18 protein-coding genes are annotated in these 19,544 nt (G+C 58.6%); 7 read left to right on the forward strand and 11 right to left on the reverse strand.

Going from position 1 to position 19,544, the window contains the following annotated elements:
• Positions 1-42: 42 nt before the first annotated feature.
• The 3 genes from purK to A3709_RS06930 all read right to left on the reverse strand — a co-directional run bounded on the left by purK (position 43) and on the right by A3709_RS06930 (position 2,835).
• The gene (purK, locus tag A3709_RS06920; protein WP_066052128.1) at positions 43-1,125 is read right to left on the reverse strand and encodes a 5-(carboxyamino)imidazole ribonucleotide synthase; all 1,083 of its coding nucleotides are present in this window, start codon (positions 1,123-1,125) and stop codon (positions 43-45) included.
• Positions 1,126-1,140: 15 nt separating this feature from the next.
• The gene (purE, locus tag A3709_RS06925; RefSeq protein WP_066052131.1) at positions 1,141-1,644 is read right to left on the reverse strand and encodes a 5-(carboxyamino)imidazole ribonucleotide mutase; all 504 of its coding nucleotides are present in this window, start codon (positions 1,642-1,644) and stop codon (positions 1,141-1,143) included.
• A gap of 87 nt (positions 1,645-1,731) precedes the next feature.
• Positions 1,732-2,835: a zinc-binding dehydrogenase gene (locus A3709_RS06930; protein ID WP_066052134.1), complete on the reverse strand. Its 1,104-nt coding sequence runs from the start codon at positions 2,833-2,835 to the stop codon at positions 1,732-1,734.
• An 82-nt stretch (positions 2,836-2,917) separates the two neighbouring features.
• Between A3709_RS06930 and A3709_RS24960 the strand changes: the two genes are divergently transcribed.
• The 3 genes from A3709_RS24960 (at position 2,918) to A3709_RS06945 (ending at position 5,628) form a co-directional block, all read left to right on the forward strand.
• A complete protein-coding gene (locus A3709_RS24960) occupies positions 2,918-4,147 on the forward strand; it encodes a peptidylprolyl isomerase (RefSeq protein WP_369795126.1) in 1,230 nt (409 codons plus the stop codon).
• A gap of 7 nt (positions 4,148-4,154) precedes the next feature.
• Positions 4,155-5,003, forward strand: coding sequence for a S1 RNA-binding domain-containing protein (locus A3709_RS06940; protein ID WP_231871117.1), 849 nt, complete (start codon positions 4,155-4,157; stop codon positions 5,001-5,003).
• Between the two features lie 124 nt (positions 5,004-5,127).
• Positions 5,128-5,628 carry a GGDEF domain-containing protein gene (locus A3709_RS06945; protein WP_066052137.1) on the forward strand — a complete coding sequence of 167 codons (501 nt, stop codon included), beginning with the start codon at positions 5,128-5,130 and terminating at the stop codon, positions 5,626-5,628.
• 16 nt (positions 5,629-5,644) lie between these two features.
• Here A3709_RS06945 and A3709_RS06950 read toward each other — a convergent pair whose 3' ends face one another.
• On the reverse strand, positions 5,645-6,802 hold the full coding sequence (locus A3709_RS06950) for a serine hydrolase (RefSeq protein WP_197484107.1): 1,158 nt from the start codon (positions 6,800-6,802) through the stop codon (positions 5,645-5,647).
• Positions 6,803-6,973: 171 nt separating this feature from the next.
• Here A3709_RS06950 and A3709_RS06955 point away from each other — a divergent pair, with 171 nt between their 5' ends.
• Complete coding sequence (locus A3709_RS06955) at positions 6,974-7,855, forward strand: alpha/beta hydrolase (RefSeq protein ID WP_082849960.1); 882 nt, start codon at positions 6,974-6,976, stop codon at positions 7,853-7,855.
• 16 nt (positions 7,856-7,871) lie between these two features.
• Here the strand turns inward: A3709_RS06955 and A3709_RS06960 are convergent, their stop codons facing one another.
• Positions 7,872-9,728, reverse strand: coding sequence for a propionyl-CoA synthetase (locus A3709_RS06960; protein WP_066052144.1), 1,857 nt, complete (start codon positions 9,726-9,728; stop codon positions 7,872-7,874).
• Between the two features lie 151 nt (positions 9,729-9,879).
• Between A3709_RS06960 and A3709_RS06965 the strand changes: the two genes are divergently transcribed.
• On the forward strand, positions 9,880-10,644 hold the full coding sequence (locus A3709_RS06965) for a DUF2189 domain-containing protein (protein ID WP_066052147.1): 765 nt from the start codon (positions 9,880-9,882) through the stop codon (positions 10,642-10,644).
• Positions 10,645-10,697: 53 nt separating this feature from the next.
• Here the strand turns inward: A3709_RS06965 and A3709_RS06970 are convergent, their stop codons facing one another.
• Positions 10,698-12,140, reverse strand: a complete 1,443-nt coding sequence (locus tag A3709_RS06970) for a coniferyl aldehyde dehydrogenase (RefSeq protein WP_066052150.1) — start codon at positions 12,138-12,140, stop codon at positions 10,698-10,700.
• Between the two features lie 144 nt (positions 12,141-12,284).
• Between A3709_RS06970 and A3709_RS06975 the strand changes: the two genes are divergently transcribed.
• Both A3709_RS06975 and A3709_RS06980 read left to right on the forward strand, forming a co-directional pair.
• Positions 12,285-13,712 (forward strand): SDR family NAD(P)-dependent oxidoreductase, encoded by a 1,428-nt coding sequence (locus tag A3709_RS06975; protein WP_066052153.1) that lies wholly within the window; start codon positions 12,285-12,287, stop codon positions 13,710-13,712.
• Positions 13,709-15,100, forward strand: a complete 1,392-nt coding sequence (locus A3709_RS06980; RefSeq protein WP_066052156.1) for a deoxyribodipyrimidine photo-lyase — start codon at positions 13,709-13,711, stop codon at positions 15,098-15,100. The genes A3709_RS06975 and A3709_RS06980 overlap by 4 nt, the downstream gene beginning before the upstream one ends.
• Here the strand turns inward: A3709_RS06980 and A3709_RS06985 are convergent.
• Genes A3709_RS06985 through A3709_RS07005 form a run of 5 tightly spaced genes read right to left on the reverse strand, consistent with a single transcriptional unit; the run spans position 15,088 to position 19,503 of the window.
• Positions 15,088-15,717, reverse strand: coding sequence for a hypothetical protein (locus A3709_RS06985; protein ID WP_066052159.1), 630 nt, complete (start codon positions 15,715-15,717; stop codon positions 15,088-15,090). The genes A3709_RS06980 and A3709_RS06985 overlap by 13 nt on opposite strands.
• Entirely contained in the window at positions 15,698-16,222 is a 525-nt protein-coding gene (locus tag A3709_RS06990; protein WP_197484108.1) for a DUF2878 domain-containing protein, read from the reverse strand. Before A3709_RS06990 ends, A3709_RS06985 begins: the two co-directional genes overlap by 20 nt.
• Before the next feature lie 5 nt (positions 16,223-16,227).
• Entirely contained in the window at positions 16,228-17,478 is a 1,251-nt protein-coding gene (locus tag A3709_RS06995; RefSeq protein WP_066052165.1) for a cyclopropane-fatty-acyl-phospholipid synthase family protein, read from the reverse strand.
• Positions 17,471-18,232, reverse strand: coding sequence for a DUF1365 domain-containing protein (locus tag A3709_RS07000; RefSeq protein ID WP_066052168.1), 762 nt, complete (start codon positions 18,230-18,232; stop codon positions 17,471-17,473). The genes A3709_RS06995 and A3709_RS07000 overlap by 8 nt, the downstream gene beginning before the upstream one ends.
• A complete protein-coding gene (locus A3709_RS07005; protein ID WP_066052171.1) occupies positions 18,229-19,503 on the reverse strand; it encodes an NAD(P)/FAD-dependent oxidoreductase in 1,275 nt (424 codons plus the stop codon). Before A3709_RS07005 ends, A3709_RS07000 begins: the two co-directional genes overlap by 4 nt.
• Positions 19,504-19,544 lie beyond the last annotated feature (41 nt).

A 19,544-nucleotide genomic window follows, 5' to 3' on the forward strand; every position in this document is an offset into this window, starting at 1 on the left:
AAATTAAGATGCGCTGCACTGACGCGGCGCATCCAGACAAGGCTAGCGCAGTGAGCGCAGCTCTTCGCAAACCCAGTCGAGTACTTCGCCATAGTTGTCGGCCAGGTGCCCCCGGAGGTTTTCCAGCGAGGCCAGCAGGCTATCGACACTGGCATCATTGATATTGATGTGGCCGACCTTGCGCCCGGGCCGCACTTCCTTATTGTACCAATGCAACTGCGTGTCGGCGTAAGCCAGCCAGGCTTCATCGTACGCCACACCGATCAGGTTAATCATCACCGAGTGATTGCGCACAATAGGACTTGGCAATGGCAATTCGGTAATGGCGCGCAAATGCATCTCGAATTGGCTGATGCTTGCACCTGCCTGGGTCCAGTGGCCACTGTTGTGCACGCGCGGTGCAAGCTCGTTCACGATGAGCTTGTCTCCAATGCGGAAACACTCCATGGCCATCACGCCCACGTATTCAAGCTCGTTGAGAATGGCCCCCAACATGTCCTCAGCCTGGGACTGCAAGTGCGCCAGTCGCTGCAGGGGCGAGATCGATGCCATCAATATGCCATTCACGTGCAGATTTCGGGTCAAGGGATAAAACACCAGCTCACCCCGCGCGGTGCGCGCACCGACCAGTGAGACTTCCTCGTCGAAGGGACACTTTTCTTCAGCGATCGACGTTTGCTGCCATTCCGACGGCAGGCTGTCGCCATCGGCCTGTTTCAACCACAGCTGCCCGCGGCCATCGTAGCCGCCGGAGCGACGCTTGAGGAGAACAGTATCACCGAGCTGTTCATAGCACTGCGCTGCCGTGGTATCCGCCTCAACGTTCAGCCACTTGGCCGTGGCAACGCCGAGGGCATCGATGAGTTCTTTCTGGGTTTTGCGATCGGCCGTGCGGCCAAAGACCGTATTATTGCGGAAGTTGGGGTGCGCCTGCAGAGCTTTGCCAGAAGGAGTTTCAGGCCATAATTCACGCTCGGCAGTAATAACCCCTGTCGCGCTTAACTCAGGCGCAGCCAATGCCGGGTCATCGACGTTGACCGGGTGTACGTTGATGCCAAGTGGCGTACCCGCGTACTGCATCATGCGTCCCAATTGCCCAGCGCCAATCACCCATACATCTTTCATCGTGACGCCGCCTTCTTACTGCTCGCGAGGGTCTGGATTGTCGAGCACCAGCTGGGTTTGCTCGGCGCGGAAGCTGTTGAGACGCTCAGCAATGGCGCTGTCGTGCAAAGCTAGCATCTGGCTGGCGAGAAGCCCCGCATTGAACGCACCGGCGCCGCCGATGGCCAGGGTGCCCACGGCGACGCCGCGCGGCATCTGTACAATCGATAACAGGCTGTCATTGCCCGACAATGCCTTACTCTGCACAGGCACGCCCAGTACAGGCAGGGGCGTCATGGCAGCGATCATGCCGGGCAGATGCGCGGCGCCACCGGCGCCGGCGATGATGACATCAAAGCCCTCGTCCTGGGCGCTCTTGGCAAACGACATCAGCTTGTCCGGCGTACGGTGCGCCGAAACCACCTCGACGTGGTAGGCCACGCCGAGTTTATCCATGATTTCCGCGGCTTCGGCCATGGTCGGCCAATCGTTCTTGGAACCCATTACCACAGCCACCTTAGGTTGGCTTGTCGCTGTCATTTTCCGTCCTTGCTCACACGCAGATTATGCGAAAAAGCGGGCGATTATAAACCCACAGGCCGAGGAAACAAAGCGTCTGAGCCGGCCTCAGGGGGTCACCAGATACTTCTCACCCGTCTTCATCTGACTGTATTCCAACACCGCTTCCCGGGTCAGCATCTCTTCCAGGTTAACCTTGCGCTTATAGCTGCTGGCAAAGGTGGTAGTGAGGCCCTCAAGCACGCGCTGGCGCATGCGCAGCACCGTTTCCATGCCCGCCTGCTGCAGGAACGGCGTAAGCAACCAACCGGATAGCGTCCAGCCGAATCCATAGGCGGGCGTCAGAATGGTGGGCCCCAGATCGAGGCGACCATAGATAAACATCTTCTTGGCCTGATCGGAGCCGTAGCGGGAATACTCGCTCATGTTACGCGCCGCAACCTGTTCCATGGCCCGGAAACAGGTATCTGTCATCTGGCCGCCACCAATTGGATCGAAACCAAAATAAGCACCGGTTTCTTCAATGGCAGCACATAGCTGGCTGAAGAAATCCTCATCGGCAGAATTCACCACGTGGGTAGCGCCCATGTCACGCAGCATGTCGGCCTGCTCGGACTTGCGCACGATGTTGACCAGGGCAATATCGTCTTCCTGGCAGATCTTCAGCAACATCTGGCCGAGATTGGAAGCCGCCGCCGTGTGAATAATCGCGTTCTGGCCCGCCGCGCGGGCAGTTTCTACAAAACCCAGGGCCGTCATGGGGTTTACAAACGCCGAAGCGCCCTGCTCTGAGCTGAGCTCACCCAGGGGCAGGCTTAGCATCGCATCGGCAATACAGTACTCTGAATAGGCCGTACCGGGCACACAAGCGACTCGCTGGCCAATGAGCGATTGGGCGTATTCGTCATCGCCCGCGGCAACGACTTCACCGGCCCCCTCATTACCCACTGGCAGACGCATACCGTGGCGCGCCTTCTGACCGCTGTAAAAAGGTTCTGGCATATCGGCCACGAACCGGCCGGGCGAGTACTCGGCACCGGCGAGATCGGCGGGGCCGGTAAGGACGGCCAGATCCGAGGGGTTAATCGGAGCCGCCTCCATCTTCACCAGAATCTGGCTTCCTTTGGGTTCAGGCAGCTCCGTCTGAGCGACCTCGACAGTAAGCTTGCCCTCTGCGAGGGTACTGATAATTTGCGCGGTGGTAGTTGTCATTGTGTTCTCCAAAGCTCTGGTTGCCGGGGGACGTTAACACGCTCACAATACGCGTTCTATCCCCAAACGGAATTCGTTGCCTGTGTCTCTTCGCCATACCCTCCTGGCCGCCCTCGTCTGTCTGTGCCTCAGCGGCTGTTTTCAGATTCAACTCAACGGCGGCGTCGGCAATGCCGAGCTGAGCATTGCCCCCCTGCGCTTCCCTGGTCACGTGCAGGCTACAGCCACCTCCTGGAACGCGGCGACCCTGCGCGAGCAATGGGGCGAGGAAACCTGGGCGAACGTCAGCGATTTTGCCAAGCTGCTGTCTGTTGGCGTCGCTCAGCCCGCGCTGGAAAACATCGACCCCGACACGCTCTACCTCGTCACGGCGACCGGCGGGGTCGACTACGACCCACAGCTGCAACAGCAAGGGTTGAGCGAAAGCCCGGAGGCCGTACAGGGCCGCTGGCACGCGATTGTCGCCGGCGAGCGTATTCTGGAAGGCAACATCAAGGTTTCCGCCCTCACCCACGCCCTGTACCTGCAAGTACGCAATGCCGGATTTGATGCGCTGCAATCCGAAGAAATTCTCACCCAACTGGATGCAGCGGCGACGCTGGTCGTGGGTGACGTCGACCAGAATGGCACGATCGACTACAGCGACGTACTGCGTTTTCACCGCAACCTGGACACCGATAAATTTCACGGCGACCTGGCTGGCCTGGACGCGCTGGCCAACGGTATTCGTGCCGGTCAGCCGGAAGACACCCTGGCAACACATGCCGCGGCGCTGTTTGATCGCACCCAGGTGTCGCTGGTCTTCGATACCGGAACGGTGGCATTGGAAACATTGAACTGGGAAGCCCCCATCACCGCGGCAAATTTCCTGCACTACGTGAACACCGGCTTTTACGACCAGACCCTGGTCCACCGGGCCATTAACAATTTCATGATCCAGATGGGCTGGATCGCCTATCTGGGCCTGGACGTATTAGACCGTGTGCAATGGGAAACCAAGGAACCGGGCCCTGCCATTCTCAACGAAGCGAGCAACAGGCTCTCCAACACACGCGGCACCCTGGCCATGGCGCGCACCAGCGACCCGAACAGCGCCACCAGCCAGTTTTTCATTAATCAGGTGGACAACACCTTCCTCGACTATGGATCTGCCAATAATCCGGATGGCTATGCGGTGTTCGCCCGGGTGATCAGCGGCATGGCAGTAGTGGACGGCATTGCCGGCGAACGCACAACCTCGGTGAATGGCATCGGCCGTGACGTGCCTGCGCGTGGGGTCATTCTTGAATCAGCCACCGTCACCGCCCCATGAGGTTACTGTGAACAACAAGACACTGAATATCGGTCGGTACAATGTGCTCGAGGTCCTGGAGACCGGCGAGCACGGCGTGATTCTGGACGGTCTGGACGCGGGCCGCCTGTTGCTGTCACGTCGCCAGAGTCCCGCTGGCCTGGCGCCGGGCGACTCGCTTGAAGTGTTTGTGTTTCTCGATTCATTGGGCGACCCGGTCCCCACCACCCGCAAGCCCGCTGCCCAGGTGGGAGAAATTGCCTGGCTGGAAATTGTCGAGGCCAATCATCTCGGGGCATTCGCTAATTGGGGCATGAGTAAGGACCTGTTTATCCCCTTTGCGGAACAACCCAGCAAACTGTCCAAGGGCCGCCACGCACTCGTTTATCTCTATCTGGACAACGAGGGCCGTCTGGCAGGCTCCAACCGCATTGATCACTGGGTTGAGGATGAAGCCCGTGAATTCAAGACTGGCCAGGCGGTCAGCATCATGATCGCCGACAAGACCGAGATGGGTTTCAAAGCCATTATTGAGCACCAGTTCTGGGGTTTGCTCTACGCCAACGAACTTTATCAACGGGTGCGCAAGGGGCAGGTTTTACACGCGTATATCAAGCGGGTGCGCCCTGACGGCCGGATCGATCTCACCTTGAGCCAGCCCGGTTTCAGCCAGGGCAAAATGGCCGGCGTCGGCGAACAGATCATGGCCGCGCTGCAGGCGAATGATGGCTTTCTCGCGCTGAGCGACAAGAGCCCGCCACAGGACATTTACGCGACGTTTAAGGTCAGTAAGAAAGTATTCAAACAGGCGCTGGGCGGTCTCTACAAACAGCGCAAGATCGTATTTGAGGACGGCGGCACCCGCCTGGTTGAATAACGACGCTGCTGCAGTTACCCGGCAACAGCCGAGTAGAATTCTGGGGGCGAAGCGTCTACTGTAAGGAGTGATGACAGGACCCGTTCAGACATTCCAGAAACCATAGGCCGTGAATCCCAACCCCATGTCTCGTTCACACTCCACACTTCACCCGTTTCTGCTGACGGGTCACTGCCTCGAGCACAGAGTTAATGCTGAAATAAGCCGGGCGCTGCGCTTTGATACCACACTCTGTATTTCACTGTTTGCCGTGGATGAGTGGGCACAACTCGATAACACCTATGGCCAGGGCTGTGCTGACAGCGTGGTCGCCGACATAGCCGCGCTACTCGCCGAGGATTTGCGCACGGAGGATGTTGCCAGCTATCGCGGAGATGGCACCTTTCTGGCCGTCCTGCCGGATTCGGATGAGGAAAGCGGTGAAATTCAGGCGGAGAGGTTTCGCGAAGTTGTCGAAGCGACGCGCTTCAGCTATGGAGACACCACCTTGCGCGTTACGATCTCCGCCGGGGTTGCCCAGTGGGTGAGCGAAGAAGCGATTGAGGAAGACATAGAGCGCGCCCAGGGCGCGCTCAGCAATGCCTCGAAGAAAGGCAATAACCAGGTATCGCTCGCTGGCGACTAACCCTGGTTGGGGGCAATTATTGTTCGGCTCGAGCGCGGTCAACTTCTGCCGCAATCATCTCGATGATCTCACCGTCCACCAGTTCCCTGACCGGACCAGAGGTATCCAGCGCATAGGTATCGACCGCCACAAAGCCACCGATACCGCGTTCAATGTCGACCCAGGCGGTGTGGCCAAACAGGCCAGGATCTGTGAACAGTGTGGGTTCCGAACCATCTTCGGGCACTGAGATAAACCAGCCCATGCCATAGGGCGTGCCGAATTCGCCGCCACGATCTTCACGCATAAAGGCGGTAGCGCCGGGTGCCAGCACCTGGTTGTCACCACACATGCCGTCATTGAGATGCAGCATCAGCATTTTCGCGTAATCGTCGAGGTCACTGATCGCCCCGCCTTCAATATTGGGATTGTCCTTGCCCTGCAGGCTGTCGGGGTTGCCGTCGAAGCTTTCAAAGTTGCTCCACGGATTACCGAACTGCATAACCTCCAACTCACAGGGCTGGGCAATGTAGGCATCGAAGGCCTGCGACCAACTGGAGTTGGTCGCAATCTCTGCCACAGCGCCTGCCAGTTGCCACTGGCTGCCACCATAATTGTATTCCGTGCCGGCAGGTACGATACCCGGGACATCGGTTACATAGAGTGTCTCGGCACAGGCCTGCAGTGTTCCTTCAGGGAAGAACTGGCAGGCAAGCGGCCAGTAAGTCACGGTGTCTGCAAGAATATCCGTCAGGCCCACGAGGCCCGAGGTGTTACTGAGCAGCTGCTCCGTCGTACGATCGGCGAACAGGCCATCCCAAGGCAGGTATTGACCAATGGGATCCGACACAGAGAAGTTCAGGCTTTCATCGCCATCGATGGCCATAAGCAGCGTTACGGCGGGCACTTTACTACCGGAANCCAGCTGGGTGACGAGGTCCTCAGTATGATCACCGAAAGCCTGTTTGTGAACAACGCCCCACTGGGCGTCTACCAGAATGTAGGAAACGCCATCAAAATCTGCAGCCTCATCCACGAACTGCTGCATACGTTCATCCACTGCGGTAAAGTCAAACGCCGGCTGCACTGGTTCAGGCGGCGGTACTGGCGGTCTGTCATTGGAATCTGAATCGGAACAGGCAGCCGTTACCAGCGCCAGCAGGCTGAGCAAAAAAAGACGATTGAGTCGTAGCACCCTGGATCTCCTTATTATGTTTGTTGTTGCGCTTTGCATTTGAGCAGACCGAGTTTTTTCACGCAAGACATTGTGCCACGGATCGGCGCTCGCGCGCGATATGAACAATAAACCAGTAGACAGAACCAGACAGCGCTCCCAGAATAACCTCGCCACCCACAGGAGATAACAATGAAAGCAATGCCCTGGCTTATCAGTTCATTGGCATATCTGGTCGCGCTGTCAGTGACGGCTGCAGACGACCCCACCCCCAATCCCGAGTTCCCGCCCGCCATCGTCGAGCTAGCCATTGAAAGCGACGGCAACCGCCTGCCAGGCCATATTTATCTGGCCAACGGCCCCGGACCGCACCCCACGGTGCTGATGCTGCATGGCTTCCCAGGCAACGAAAAAAATCTCGATATCGCCCAGGAGCTTCGCCGCCAGGGCTTTAACACCCTGTTCTTTCACTATCGCGGTGCCTGGGGTGCTGAGGGCGACTACTCCATTCTGACCCTCGATGACGACACCGCTGCCGTTGTCGACTATTTGCGGCAACCGGAACAGGCCAGCGCGTTGCGGGTAGATCCGGGCAAGATCTCGCTATTAGGCCACTCCCTTGGCGGCTACACCGCGCTTGCCGCGGGCAGCCAGATCGAAGACTTGCGCTGTGTAGGGGCCATGGCACCGGCAAACCCCGGGCTCTGGCAACTCGGCATGGCCGTAGAAGACGATAACGCCCTGCGCCTGACCGCTTACGCTGACAGCCTGTTCATGCTCAATAACTTTGGTGGAGCACAGTTGCTCGAGCAACTGCGTGGAACGCCCCTGCAGGCGCTGGATACCCGTGCTTTTGGCCCAGGCCTGCAAAACATATCGGTGTTATTCGTCGTGGGCGAGCAAGATGATGTCACACCGGCGCAAAGCATGACACTGCCGGTGGTTGAGGCCTACCAGAAACTGCCCGGCTTCAAAGTAGAGTCGCACCTGATTCCCGGTGACCACTCTTTCTCAGAAAACCGCCTGCAGCTCACCGGTCTGCTTCTCAAGTGGCTGCAGCGGGATTGTCGCTAGACGCTATCGCCATGAGTCAGGCTGCATAGCCCAGTGTCCGCAGTGCCTCGGTGATCTCGTCGAGAATGACGGGATCATCGATGGTAGCGGGCATTTTCCAGGGCTCGCCATCGGCAATACTGCGCATGGTACCCCGCAAGATTTTACCCGAGCGGGTCTTGGGCAGGCGCTCGACGACCGTACACAATTTGAAAGCGGCCACGGGGCCAATTTTATCGCGGACCAACTGCAGACTTTCCCTCACCACATCAGCGGTAGCGCGCTTTGCGCCTGTATTAAGCACCAGTAATCCCAGGGGTAACTGTCCCTTCATAGGGTCGGCAACCCCTACCACCGCGCACTCGGCCACATCCGGATGCTCCGCCAGCACCTCTTCCATCGCGCCTGTTGACAGCCGATGCCCGGCAACATTGATCACATCGTCGGTACGCGCCATAACAAACACATAGCCGTTTGCGTCGATATAGCCAGCATCACCGGTTTCGTAATAGCCCGGATAGCGCGCGAAGTACGCACGTTGGTAACGCTCTTCAGCCTGCCAGAGTGTCGTGAACGTACCCGGAGGCAGCGGCGACTTGACGACCAGCGCGCCGATTTCGCCTGCAGAAACCTGCTCGCCATTGCCATCCAATACCTGCACGTCATAGCCAGGCACCGGCCTTGCGGGCGATCCCGGCACGATGGGCAGCGCTTCAATTCCGAGACAGTTGGCACAAATCGGCCAACCCGTTTCAGTCTGCCACCAATGGTCGATAACGGGCACCTTAAGTTGCTGCTGCGCCCAGGCCAGGGTGCTCGGATCACAGCGTTCTCCGGCCAGAAACAGCGAACGCAGGCTCGACACATTGTATTGCTCGAGATAGCTGCCGGCCGGGTCTTCCTTTTTGATGGCGCGAAAGGCTGTGGGAGCCGTGAATAACACCTTGACCTGATAGTCTTCAATGACGCGCCAGAAAGCCCCGGGATCCGGTGTGCCTACTGGTTTCCCTTCGTAAATCACCGTGGTGCAGCCACTAAACAACGGCCCGTACACAATATAGGAATGGCCCACCACCCATCCCACATCTGAAGCAGCCCAGTAAACGTCGCCGGGCTCGACGTCGTAAATGGCTTTCATGCTCCATTTCAGGGCGACGATGGAGCCGCCCGTATCGCGCACAACCCCTTTGGGCTGCCCTGTCGTGCCTGACGTGTAAAGAACGTACAAGGGATCGTTCGCTGCCACCGGTGTGCAGGGTACGGCTCTCGCGTCTGCCATTTCCTGCGTCCAGTCCACATCACGGCCGGCGATCAACTCGGCCGGCTGCATCGGCCGCTGCAAAATGACGCAGGTATCTGGCTTGTGCTGGGCAAGCTCGATGGCAGCGTCGAGCAGCGGTTTGTAGGCCACGATGCGATTGGGTTCGACGCCACAGGAGGCGGACACAATCAGTTTTGGCGTAGCATCGTCAATGCGCACTGCCAGTTCATTGCTGGCGAAACCGCCAAAAACGACAGAGTGAACCGCCCCCAACCTGGCACAGGCCAGCATGGCAATCAGCGCCTCGGGCACCATAGGCATATACACGATAACCCTGTCACCACGGCTTACGCCGTGGTCGGCCAGCACGCCGGCAAAGCGCGCCACTTCATCCAGTAACTGCGTGTAAGTGTAACGGCGGCGGGTATCGGTCACCGGGCTATCGTAGATCAGGGCCGTCTGCTCGCCCCTGCCCTCGGCCACATGCACATCCAGGGCGTTGTAACAGGCGTTGGTCTGACCATCGGGAAACCAGCGATAAAACGGCGGCTCGCTATCATCCAGTACCTTTTGCGGCGTCTTGAACCAATGGACCGCTTGTGCGGCCTCACGCCACCTGTCCAGATTATCCATGTTGTTACTCCCGGGGTTGATGCGCGCAGACAGCCTATCTTCATCTGCTGGCTTATTACCATTCGACCATAGTGGAAGCAAGCGACAGGCGCTTTCGTTCTAGCGGGGTACGGGCTGACATCTATAATTGTCAGGAGAGGGAGGAATCGCCATGAGCCGAGTTCATGAATCTGCCGAGATGTTCCCTGTACATCACGTACCCGCTACTCGTCCCTTCGTGTGGCTGATGGAGGGCTGGGATTCTCTTATCCACTGCTGGCCCGCCAGCCTCGCCCACGGCGCTCTCGTTGCCATGCTGGGCAGCCTGATTCTCGCCTACAAACAACACCCTTTGTACATCGCAACGGCGATCTGCGCATTTCTCGTGATCGGCCCGGTGATTACCGCGGGCATTTGCGAGTTAAGCCGCTGCAGGGATCACGGCGAGCCCTGCGATTTCAGTCGCTCACTGGCGCCACTCTCACGCAACCGCGCCAGCCTGATGATGTTTGCCCAGGTGCTGGTATTTGTATCGCTGGGAGGCTTCGCACTTGCCGCGCTGTTTCTTTACAACGGCACGGGACAGATTGCGCCTGCCATCGAGACGACTGTCTGGGGCGACGTGGCTCGCCATCTCACGCCGTTGCAAACAACCACCTATACCGCGACCTTTATCGTGCTTGCTACCGGCGTCTTTCTGCTTTCAGTGGTCAGCGTACCTATGATTATCGATCGCCATGTCGACGCCGGTACCGCTATGCGCATGAGCCTGAAAGTGGCACTGCGGGACTTCCCCGCCATGCTGGTCTGGGCAGGGCTAATCATTGCCCTGGTGGCCTTTGGCTTCGGCACTCGTCTGGTGGGTATGGCGTTCGTTGTGCCCCTGCTCGGGCACGCTACCTGGTTTGCCTACCGTGATATTGTAAGCGAGGCCTGAAACGAAAAAGCCCGCTCATGAAGCGGGCTTTGCAAATCACTGCACCGGTCTAGTCAGCCTTTGAATTTCACCAGGAAGTCGAACACCCGGGTGGCGAACTTGCCATAGGGTGGGCGCAGGTACTGCATCGCAGAGAAACCCGCCTGATAGAACACTGGGCGCATCTTGGAGAACGTCTCGAAGCCCTCGCGTCCGTGGTAGTGCCCCATACCACTGGGCCCTACTCCACCGAAGGGTATGTCATGCTGGGCAACATGGAACAGGGCATCGTTGACGGTCACACCGCCAGACATCACCCGTTCGATGTACATGTCCTGCAGTTTACGATCGTTGGTAAAGGGATACAGGGCCAGCGGACGGTCGTGGCTGTTCACGTAGTCCACGACCTCCTGATGTTCCTTGTACGTCATCACCATCAACAGCGGTCCAAAGGTCTCCCGGTTGCGGATGGTCATGTCCGACGTGGTATCCATGACGGCCGTCATCGGGAACTTGCGCGTGGCCGGGTTGGCCGGCTGGTCACCGCACAAATTGACGATGGTCGCGCCTTTTTCACGAGCGTCTTCCAGCGTATCCGTGATGCGCGCCATGGCGCGATCATCAATCAGTGAAGTATAGTCGGTGTGTTCGATATCCGGGCAATGTTTGGCGGCATAAGCGCTGGCCAACTTCACGAATTCATCGCGCTGACTTTCGTGCACGAAAACGTAGTCTACGTTGGTGCAGATCTGGCCCGCATTGAACTGCTTCACGAACATGATCCGGCCGACCGCCTTTTCAAGGTCGTAATCACGGTCGATAACCGCAGGCGCCTTGCCGCCCAGTTCCAAGACCACCGGCGTCAGGTTTTGCGCCGCCGAAGCCATGACGGACTTACCTGTCTGCCCGGATCCGGTGAAGATAATCAGGTCGAAGGGAATCTTAGAGAACTCGATACCCACGCCGCCGGTTTCCTCAAAAAAGCGTAGCTTTTCAAGGGGAAAGTAACTGGGCGAAATGTCCATCAGCAGGCGCGTCAGGTGAATGCTGTTTTCGGACATTTTGACCATGGCGCGGTTGCCGGCAGCAAATGCCGCGGCCAGGGGCATAAAACTCAGGTTAATTGGAAAATTCCAGGGCACGATCATGCCAACCACGCCCAACGGCTGGGGAATCACGCGGTTTTTGCCACCGGGAAACATCTGCAGGTCCACGTGGCGTTTCTGGACCTTCATCCACTTTTTGAGGTGTTTGACGACATCCTGGATACCGTCGGTCACTGAAATGATCTCGGCAAACTGGGATTCATGGCGGGAGCGATTCCCGTAGTCAGAGCTGATGGCGGCAATAATCGCCTCTGCGTTCTCGGAAATCATGCGCTTGAGGTTTTGCAGGTCCTGCTTGCGCTCGTCGTAACTGGGATTGGGGGCATCCAGGTAATGTTGGCGCTGGAGGTCAAAATGCTCGCGCAGCATCGCAGCGGTGGGATTGTCGATATTCTCTTGTGCGGCAGTCATGATTACACCTTGTTATTGTGCTCAATAATTGGCCAGTTTAGTCGATTTAGGACCAGAACGGCTACTGGAACACTTGCAGTAAGCCAAGCCGGGCCAGTGTGCGTATCAACCCTTAATCGAAGCTGAAACCATCGGGATACACCCATGACCACATTGCGCGAAATCATCCGCGTTAATCGCACCCCTGACGAGGCCTTTGCCTACGTGGCCGATTTTACCACCACGGCTGAATGGGACAGTACAGTGCGTACCGCCCGCAAACTGACCGATGGCCCAGTTGGGGTCGGCACCCGTTTTCTGGTGAACTGTAAGCTACCCGTGGGCTCTGTCGACCTGTGCTATGAAATACTGGAGTTTCAACCTCCCGAACGCCTGGTGCTGGTCGGCCATAGTCGCCTTTTCACGGTGGAAGACACGATCACTTTTGCGCCCAAGGGCGAGCAGACAGATATCGTCTATCAGGCCGCCTTCGAATTCTCGGCACTGCTGCGCTCAGGTGCAGCCATAGCCCAGCCCGGCCTGCAGCGTATGGGCAAGGCGTCGGTAGAAGGTCTGCGCGCGGCGCTGGAGGAGATACCTGAAGCACCCGACACTGCCCCTGAAAGCCTGTCGGGACTCGCTTCCATCGCCTCTGTTGCGCGGTTTTCCAAGCTCGGGTACCGGCGTGCCAAGGGGAATTTCGCGCCCATGTCTGCGGACATACGTGACCGCCACATCGTCCTGACAGGCGCGACCGCAGGGCTAGGCCTTGCCACAGCCAGAGATCTGGCCGCGCGCGGCGCGCACCTGACCCTGGTGATTCGCAATGCCGAGCGGGGTGAGGCGCTGCGCGAGACGCTCACTGCCGAGACAGGTAATCAGAACATCCGCATTGAAGTGACAGACCTGAGTTTGCTGGGTGACACCCAGGCGCTGGTTAACCGACTGCGCAAGCGCGGCGAACCCATCGACGTCCTGATCAACAACGCCGGCGCCCTGTTTCCGGAGCATGGCCTGACCGAGGAAGGGCATGAACGCAGTACAGCACTGCTACTGCTCTCACCGTGGATGCTCACCCTGGGACTACACTCATTGCTCGCAGGCAGGGAAGATTCCAGAGTCATCAATGTGGTCTCTGGTGGCATGTACACCCAGCGCCTGAGCACAGCGGCCCTGCAGGACACCAGCGGTACCGACTACTCCGGGCCTGTCGCCTACGCCCAGGCCAAGCGGGCGCTAATGATCGTGACCCAACACTGGGCAGAGGAATGGGTCGAGGACGGCATTACCGTTAACGCCATGCATCCGGGCTGGGCAGACACTCCCGGCGTCCGGGACTCCCTGCCCCGTTTTCACCGCCTGACCCGACGTATTCTGCGCACCCCAGAAGAAGGCGCCGATACCATTATCTGGCAGGCCGTTGCCCCCGAAGCCGCCGAGCTCAGCGGCGAATTGCTGCTAGACCGACAGCCACAGCCACTCTATCTGAACACCAAAACCCGCGAGGACGAACTGGAGCGACAGCGCCTGATGCATTACCTAGATGGGTTCAGGCCGCAAATCCGCGCCTCGCGGCGCCGGGCAGCGCCGTGACTGCACCGGTCATTTACTGGTATCGACGTGATCTGCGCCTAGACGATCTACCCGGCCTGCAAGCCGCGGCCGCCCAGGGCAAGGTGATTCCGTGTTTTGTTCTCGATGACGATAGTCCGGGCGCCTGGGCACCGGGCACCGCCAGCCGCTGGTGGCTGCACCACAGCCTCGCGTCGCTTGAAGCGGCCTTTAGCGCATTGGGTAGCCAATTGGTCGTCCTCAGGGGCGATACGGCCGAGACGCTGGCCTCACTGGCCAGGACCACCGGGGCCAGCGCTGTGTTTTGCAGCGAACGCTACGAACCCTGGGGACGCCAGACCGATCAGCTCACCCGCGAACTGCTCCAGCAGCAGGACGTTGAGATGCACACCTACCCCGGTATAAGCCTTGTTCATCCCGAAGCACTGCGCCGCCCCGACGGTGGTATCTACAAGGTTTACACACCCTTCTGGCGACGTTTGCGCCAGTGCAAGATAGCCACCCCCTTACCTGCGCCAGCCGCATCGAGTTTCCACGACGGCGGATTACGATCACTTGCGTCAAACAAATGGAACCTGATCGTAGGCGATCAAGAATACAACGCAGCCATGACCCAGCCCTGGGAGCCCGGTGAAGCGGGCGCCCAGCGCCGCCTGCAGATGTTTCTCGAACGTCACGTGAAGCACTATGATGCCCAACGTAACCTGCCTGCCGAAGACGCCTGCTCACGCCTCTCGCCCCATCTTCATTTCGGCGAGGTGTCGCCGCAGCAGGTCTGGCACGCCGCGGCGTGCCTGGGACCAGAAGCCGAGGGGTTCCTGTCGGAAGTGGCGTGGCGGGAGTTCAACTACCACCAACTCTACGCGCACCCCACCATGCCAGAAGTGGCGCTGCGAGAGCCATTCCGCACGTTTCCCTGGTCGCCCCGGGAGGATTTGTTCGACGCGTGGCGGGCGGGCCAGACAGGATATCCACTGGTGGATGCCGGCATGCGCGAGCTTGCTGCCACCGGGTTTATGCACAATCGCGTACGCATGGTGGCAGCGTCATTCTTGTGCAAGCACCTACTCATTCCCTGGCAATGGGGCGCGCGCTGGTTTTGGGATCAGCTGGTAGACGCAGACCTCGCTAACAACAGCGGTGGCTGGCAATGGGTGGCAGGCTGCGGACTGGATGCCGCGCCCTACTTTCGGGTCTTCAACCCCATGCTGCAGAGCGAGAAATTCGACGGCGCTGGGGCCTATTTGCGGAAATGGGTACCCGAACTGAGGGAGCTGGATAACAAGCAGATCCACAAGCCTTGGACCGCACCGCTGCTCGCGCCCGACTATCCGCCACCGATTGTCGATCACAGTGACGCCAGGGCGGCAGCTCTCGCGGCCTGGGACACGATTCGTCAATCAGCGTAACGGTAGCGGATGACGACGTCCTGACCTTTTCCCTGTTCATCGGGAATATTACTGACGCCGGCAAACATGACCAGGCGCCGCTCACTGTCGTAAGCAAGCTCTATCGGCTTGGCCAACATCGACAGCCACCACGCGTCCAGTGTTACCGACAAGCAGGTCATGCCATCGTCACAGCTCTCGGGGATATTCACCGCGCGCATCATCAAGGGCTTGTTGCGCCCCACTACGAGGAACGGAAACGTCACCTCATCACCGGTGCGCAAATCGTCCCAGCGTGCTCGGACATAATTGTCGAAACCCGCATCGACAACCACACCCGGCTCTATGGTCTGCGGCGTAGTCATGGTTCGCCCGCGCCGGATATCGTGCATGCTCACCATAGGTGCGGGCAGCGCGAGGGTGTAATCCAGTGACTTTACGCCAATGGTCTCGCCGTCGGGATCGACATAGGTAATTTCACACAAACGGCCATCGGCGTTGCAGTGATGCAGTTCACGGTAAAGCAACTCGTCGCCATCCGGAGAACGCGCCTCACCTACAATATCGGGGGTGATCGCGGTGGCCGAAGCACCACCCACCCAGTTTGCGAATATGAGACTAGCAAGTGCCGCGCGCATGATCGCTCTCCCCTGCCAAACGTTGCACTAGGTGCTGCGCCAACAGCAACAGCAATGGAAACAGTATCGCCCAGGCAGCTATCAGCACAGTGGCACTGAGCGCCGGTGCCGCCAACGACACATCGCTGAGGCTGGCGCCCAGACGATAGCTGCCATAGCCACCCACTCCACCGATAACTGCCGCCAGCCACAGGTGCTCACGCAGTCCCGCAAAGGCATGGCTCAGGGTACTGGCAAAGGCCGGCCACAGGGCCGAAAGCCAAAGCGGCGGCGCACCGCTGGCCGTAAGCAGCACCCCGCTGGCAAACATGATCTGGTCGAGCAGGAAGCCGCCAGCGGTCACCAGAGCAATCAGCTGTACCTCAGCTCGCGCGGGCCGGAACACGGCCACATGCAAGACCAGGTAAGCGAATGTTGCCACCCACGACCAGAGGTCATGGTGCAGCATGACCACGGCAAACCAGCACAGGTTAAACAGCGTGCCATTGACTAGCTTGCGGGCCACGTCGCTCATTGCTGAAAACGATAGCCCGGCTTGGCCATGGTGATTTGCACGGTACTGATGATTCGCTCGCGGAAGCCACCCTCGCAATAACACAGGTAGAACTCCCACATGCGCTCAAAGGTGCGGTCAAATCCCTGCGCTGCCACCTCCTCACGCGCGGCGAGAAAGCGCTCGCGCCAGTCGGCCAGCGTACGGGCATAGTCGAGAGTAATATCCCTGAGATTAACGATTTGTAAATCTGTGCCGCGGGCCAGATGTCCTGAAATGACTTCAATAGACGGCAGGCCACCACCGGGGAAGATATAGCGCTTGATGAAGTCGACGCTATCGCGGGCCTGGCTATAGCGCTGGTCCTGTACCGTAATGGCCTGCATGGCAAACAAGCCACCGGGCTTGAGAAGATGACTGCAGCGGCTGAAATACTCACCGTAGTACTGGTGGCCGACTGCCTCGACCATTTCAATCGACACCAACTTGTCGTACTGACCCTGCAATTCGCGGTAGTCCCGACACAGCACTTCAACCTGCTCCTGTAGGCCCGCCTCCGCAACCTTGTCACGCGCGTACTCGTACTGTTCTTGAGAGATCGTGGTGGTCGTTACTTTGCAGCCGTAATGCGTGGCGGCGTGAATTGCCATACCGCCCCATCCCGTACCGATCTCCAGCAGGTGATCCTCTGGTGTCAGTTCCAGCTGCTGACAGAGTAGATCCAGCTTGTGCACCGCAGCCTCCTCCAACACTGCGTCAGCACGGGGGTACACCGCAGCGGAATACATCATGGTTGGATCGAGAAACAGGCTGAAGAAATCATTGCCCAGATCATAGTGGGCCGAAATATTGCGCGCCGAACCTGTTTTGCTGTTGGCATTCCCAATATGCATCAGCTTGCGCACCAACTTCTTGGACCAGGAAGCATTGCTGTCAATGGCCTGCATGGCCTGCATATTGGCACTGAACAGGCGAATGACCGCCACCAGATCCGGCGAGCTCCACAGCCCCTGCATATACGCTTCCCCGGAACCGACAATACCCGAGCGCAACAGGCTGGCAAACACTTCGTCAGAGTGCACGTGAACCACCGCCTCGGGACCGTTGCCCGGGCCAAACACCCGGCGGCTGCCCTCTTCCACCACAGTAAGCGTTCCAGTGCTGATTCCCTCCAACATTCGCATGACGATACGGCGGGAAAAAGCTCCACCGCGCCAGTGCTCGCGTAGAGTCGGGAGGCGGACAAAGCGGACACTAGGATTACTCATACAATTTCTCGCTCTTGGAAACGTGGGGATGGGGAATAAAGGGCACACCCTTTAGCCAGAGGCGCAGGGCCTGCCAGTAAATGCCGAGGGCGACCTGAGCAGTCATAAAGGGATACAGCAGCAGGTGGCGGGCAAAATTCCAGGGCGTCGCAGGCTGACGCGCAAGATGTAGCGTGGCGTCAAACTCTTTGCTGCCGCGACGCAGATTGGCCAGGTGCAGCACCAATTTCTCACCCGGGACATTGGCGCGCCACCGATAACGCATGTCCATCGGCATAAAGGGCGAGACGTGCATGGCTTTGTCAAATTCGGTTTCCTGCCAACCAGACCGGCCACCCGCAGGTAGCACGTAGGCATGGCTCTGATCCCAGGGGGTGTTTGTCACTTCAGCGACCGTGTAGCGGAGCACACCCTCTTCGTCGAAGCAGTAGTAGCAGCTGATAGGGTTGATCAGGTAACCGAAGTACCTGAGATTGGCCAGCATACACACCCGACCAGAAAAGGATTCACCGCTGAAGCGTTCGACTTCGGCGATGACCGCTTCTTTGAGCGGCACCCGGGGATCACCGAGAAAATCTTCGCGACGAAACCGCGCCAGCGCTGGCCGCTTGGCTGACCATCCTGGCGCGCGAGCCAGCAATTGCGGCAATTCGTCCAGGTCCAGAAAAGGCATAAAAACCCGGTAGCGGAAGCTGTGCCCCTTGCCGGTCAGGCGCCGGTGCTGTACCCAGCCGCTATACAGCGCACTGTTCACGCGGCGCTGCCCAGATTTGCGACCACATTCTCGCCGCCATCAAGGGCCTGGGCTACACGCATCGCTGAAACCACGCCGTCTTCGTGGAAACCATTGCGCCAATACGCGCCGCAGAACCAGGTTGTATCGCCATTAATTTCATCCCATCGTTGTTGGGCCGCCATGCCCTCAACGGTAAATACCGGGTGATCGTAACTAAACCTGCCCAAAATCTTATGCGGGTTGATGGCTTCGCTGTCATTAAGCGTCACGCAAAACGTCTCCGGGGCATCAATTCCCTGCAACATATTCATATTGTACGTGAGCGTCGCCCGCTCGCAATCGGGTTTGCGCAGGTAATTCCAGCAGGACCAAGCCAGGGGGTTGGCAGGGAGGAGCGTGGTATCGGTATGCAGCACCACGTCATTGTTCTGGTAGGGTATCGCGCTGAGTATCTCGACTTCGGTATCGCTGGGATCGAGCAGGAGCTTGAGCGCCTGGTCACTGTGGCAGGCAAATACCACCGCGTCGAATTGCTCTTTCCTGCCATTACTGAAATAAACTTCAGCGCCGCCGGCGGTGCGCTTCACCCCATCGATCTCTACGCCCGTGCGAATCCTCGAACGGAATGAGTCTACCAAGGGCTTCAAATATTCCCTGGAGCCGCCCTCAACCACACGCCACTGCGGGCGGTTGCGGATATTGAGCAGGCCATGGTTTGCAAAGAAACGGACAAAGAACTCCAGCGGAAAATCCAGCATGACCTGTACGTCTGCCGACCAGATGGCAGATCCCATCGGCACCAGGTAGTAATCGCGGAATGCGTCGCTGTAGCGCTTCTGGGCGAGGTACTCCCCCAGGGTCATACCCGGCGACAATCCGCCGGCCTCCAGATCTGCCACAGATTCCTTGTTAAAACGAAGGATATCGCGGACCATGCGCAGAAACCTGGGCGACACCAGATTGCGCCGTTGGGCGAACAGGGTATTGAGGCTGGAACCGGCGTACTCGAGCCCGCTGTCTCGATCACTGAGACTGAAGCTCATGCGCGTTGCCTTATTACTGACACCCAGTTCGTCCAACAGGGTAATAAAGTTCGGGTAGGTCCAATCGTTGTACACGATGAAGCCGGTATCTACCGCATAGCGGCGTCCTCCGAGGGCAACGTCTACCGTCGCGGTGTGGCCACCGATGCGCTGCTCGCGCTCCAGCACGTGAACTTGGTGGTTTCTATTAACGTAATGGGCGCATGCCAGACCCGATATACCAGAACCAATCACCGCTACTTTCATAGGCTCCCTGCATTAACCCCGTGAAATTCACAGATGTTTAC

This window comes from Halioglobus sp. HI00S01, assembly GCF_001635445.1.
Lineage (GTDB): Bacteria > Pseudomonadota > Gammaproteobacteria > Pseudomonadales > Halieaceae > Halioglobus > Halioglobus japonicus.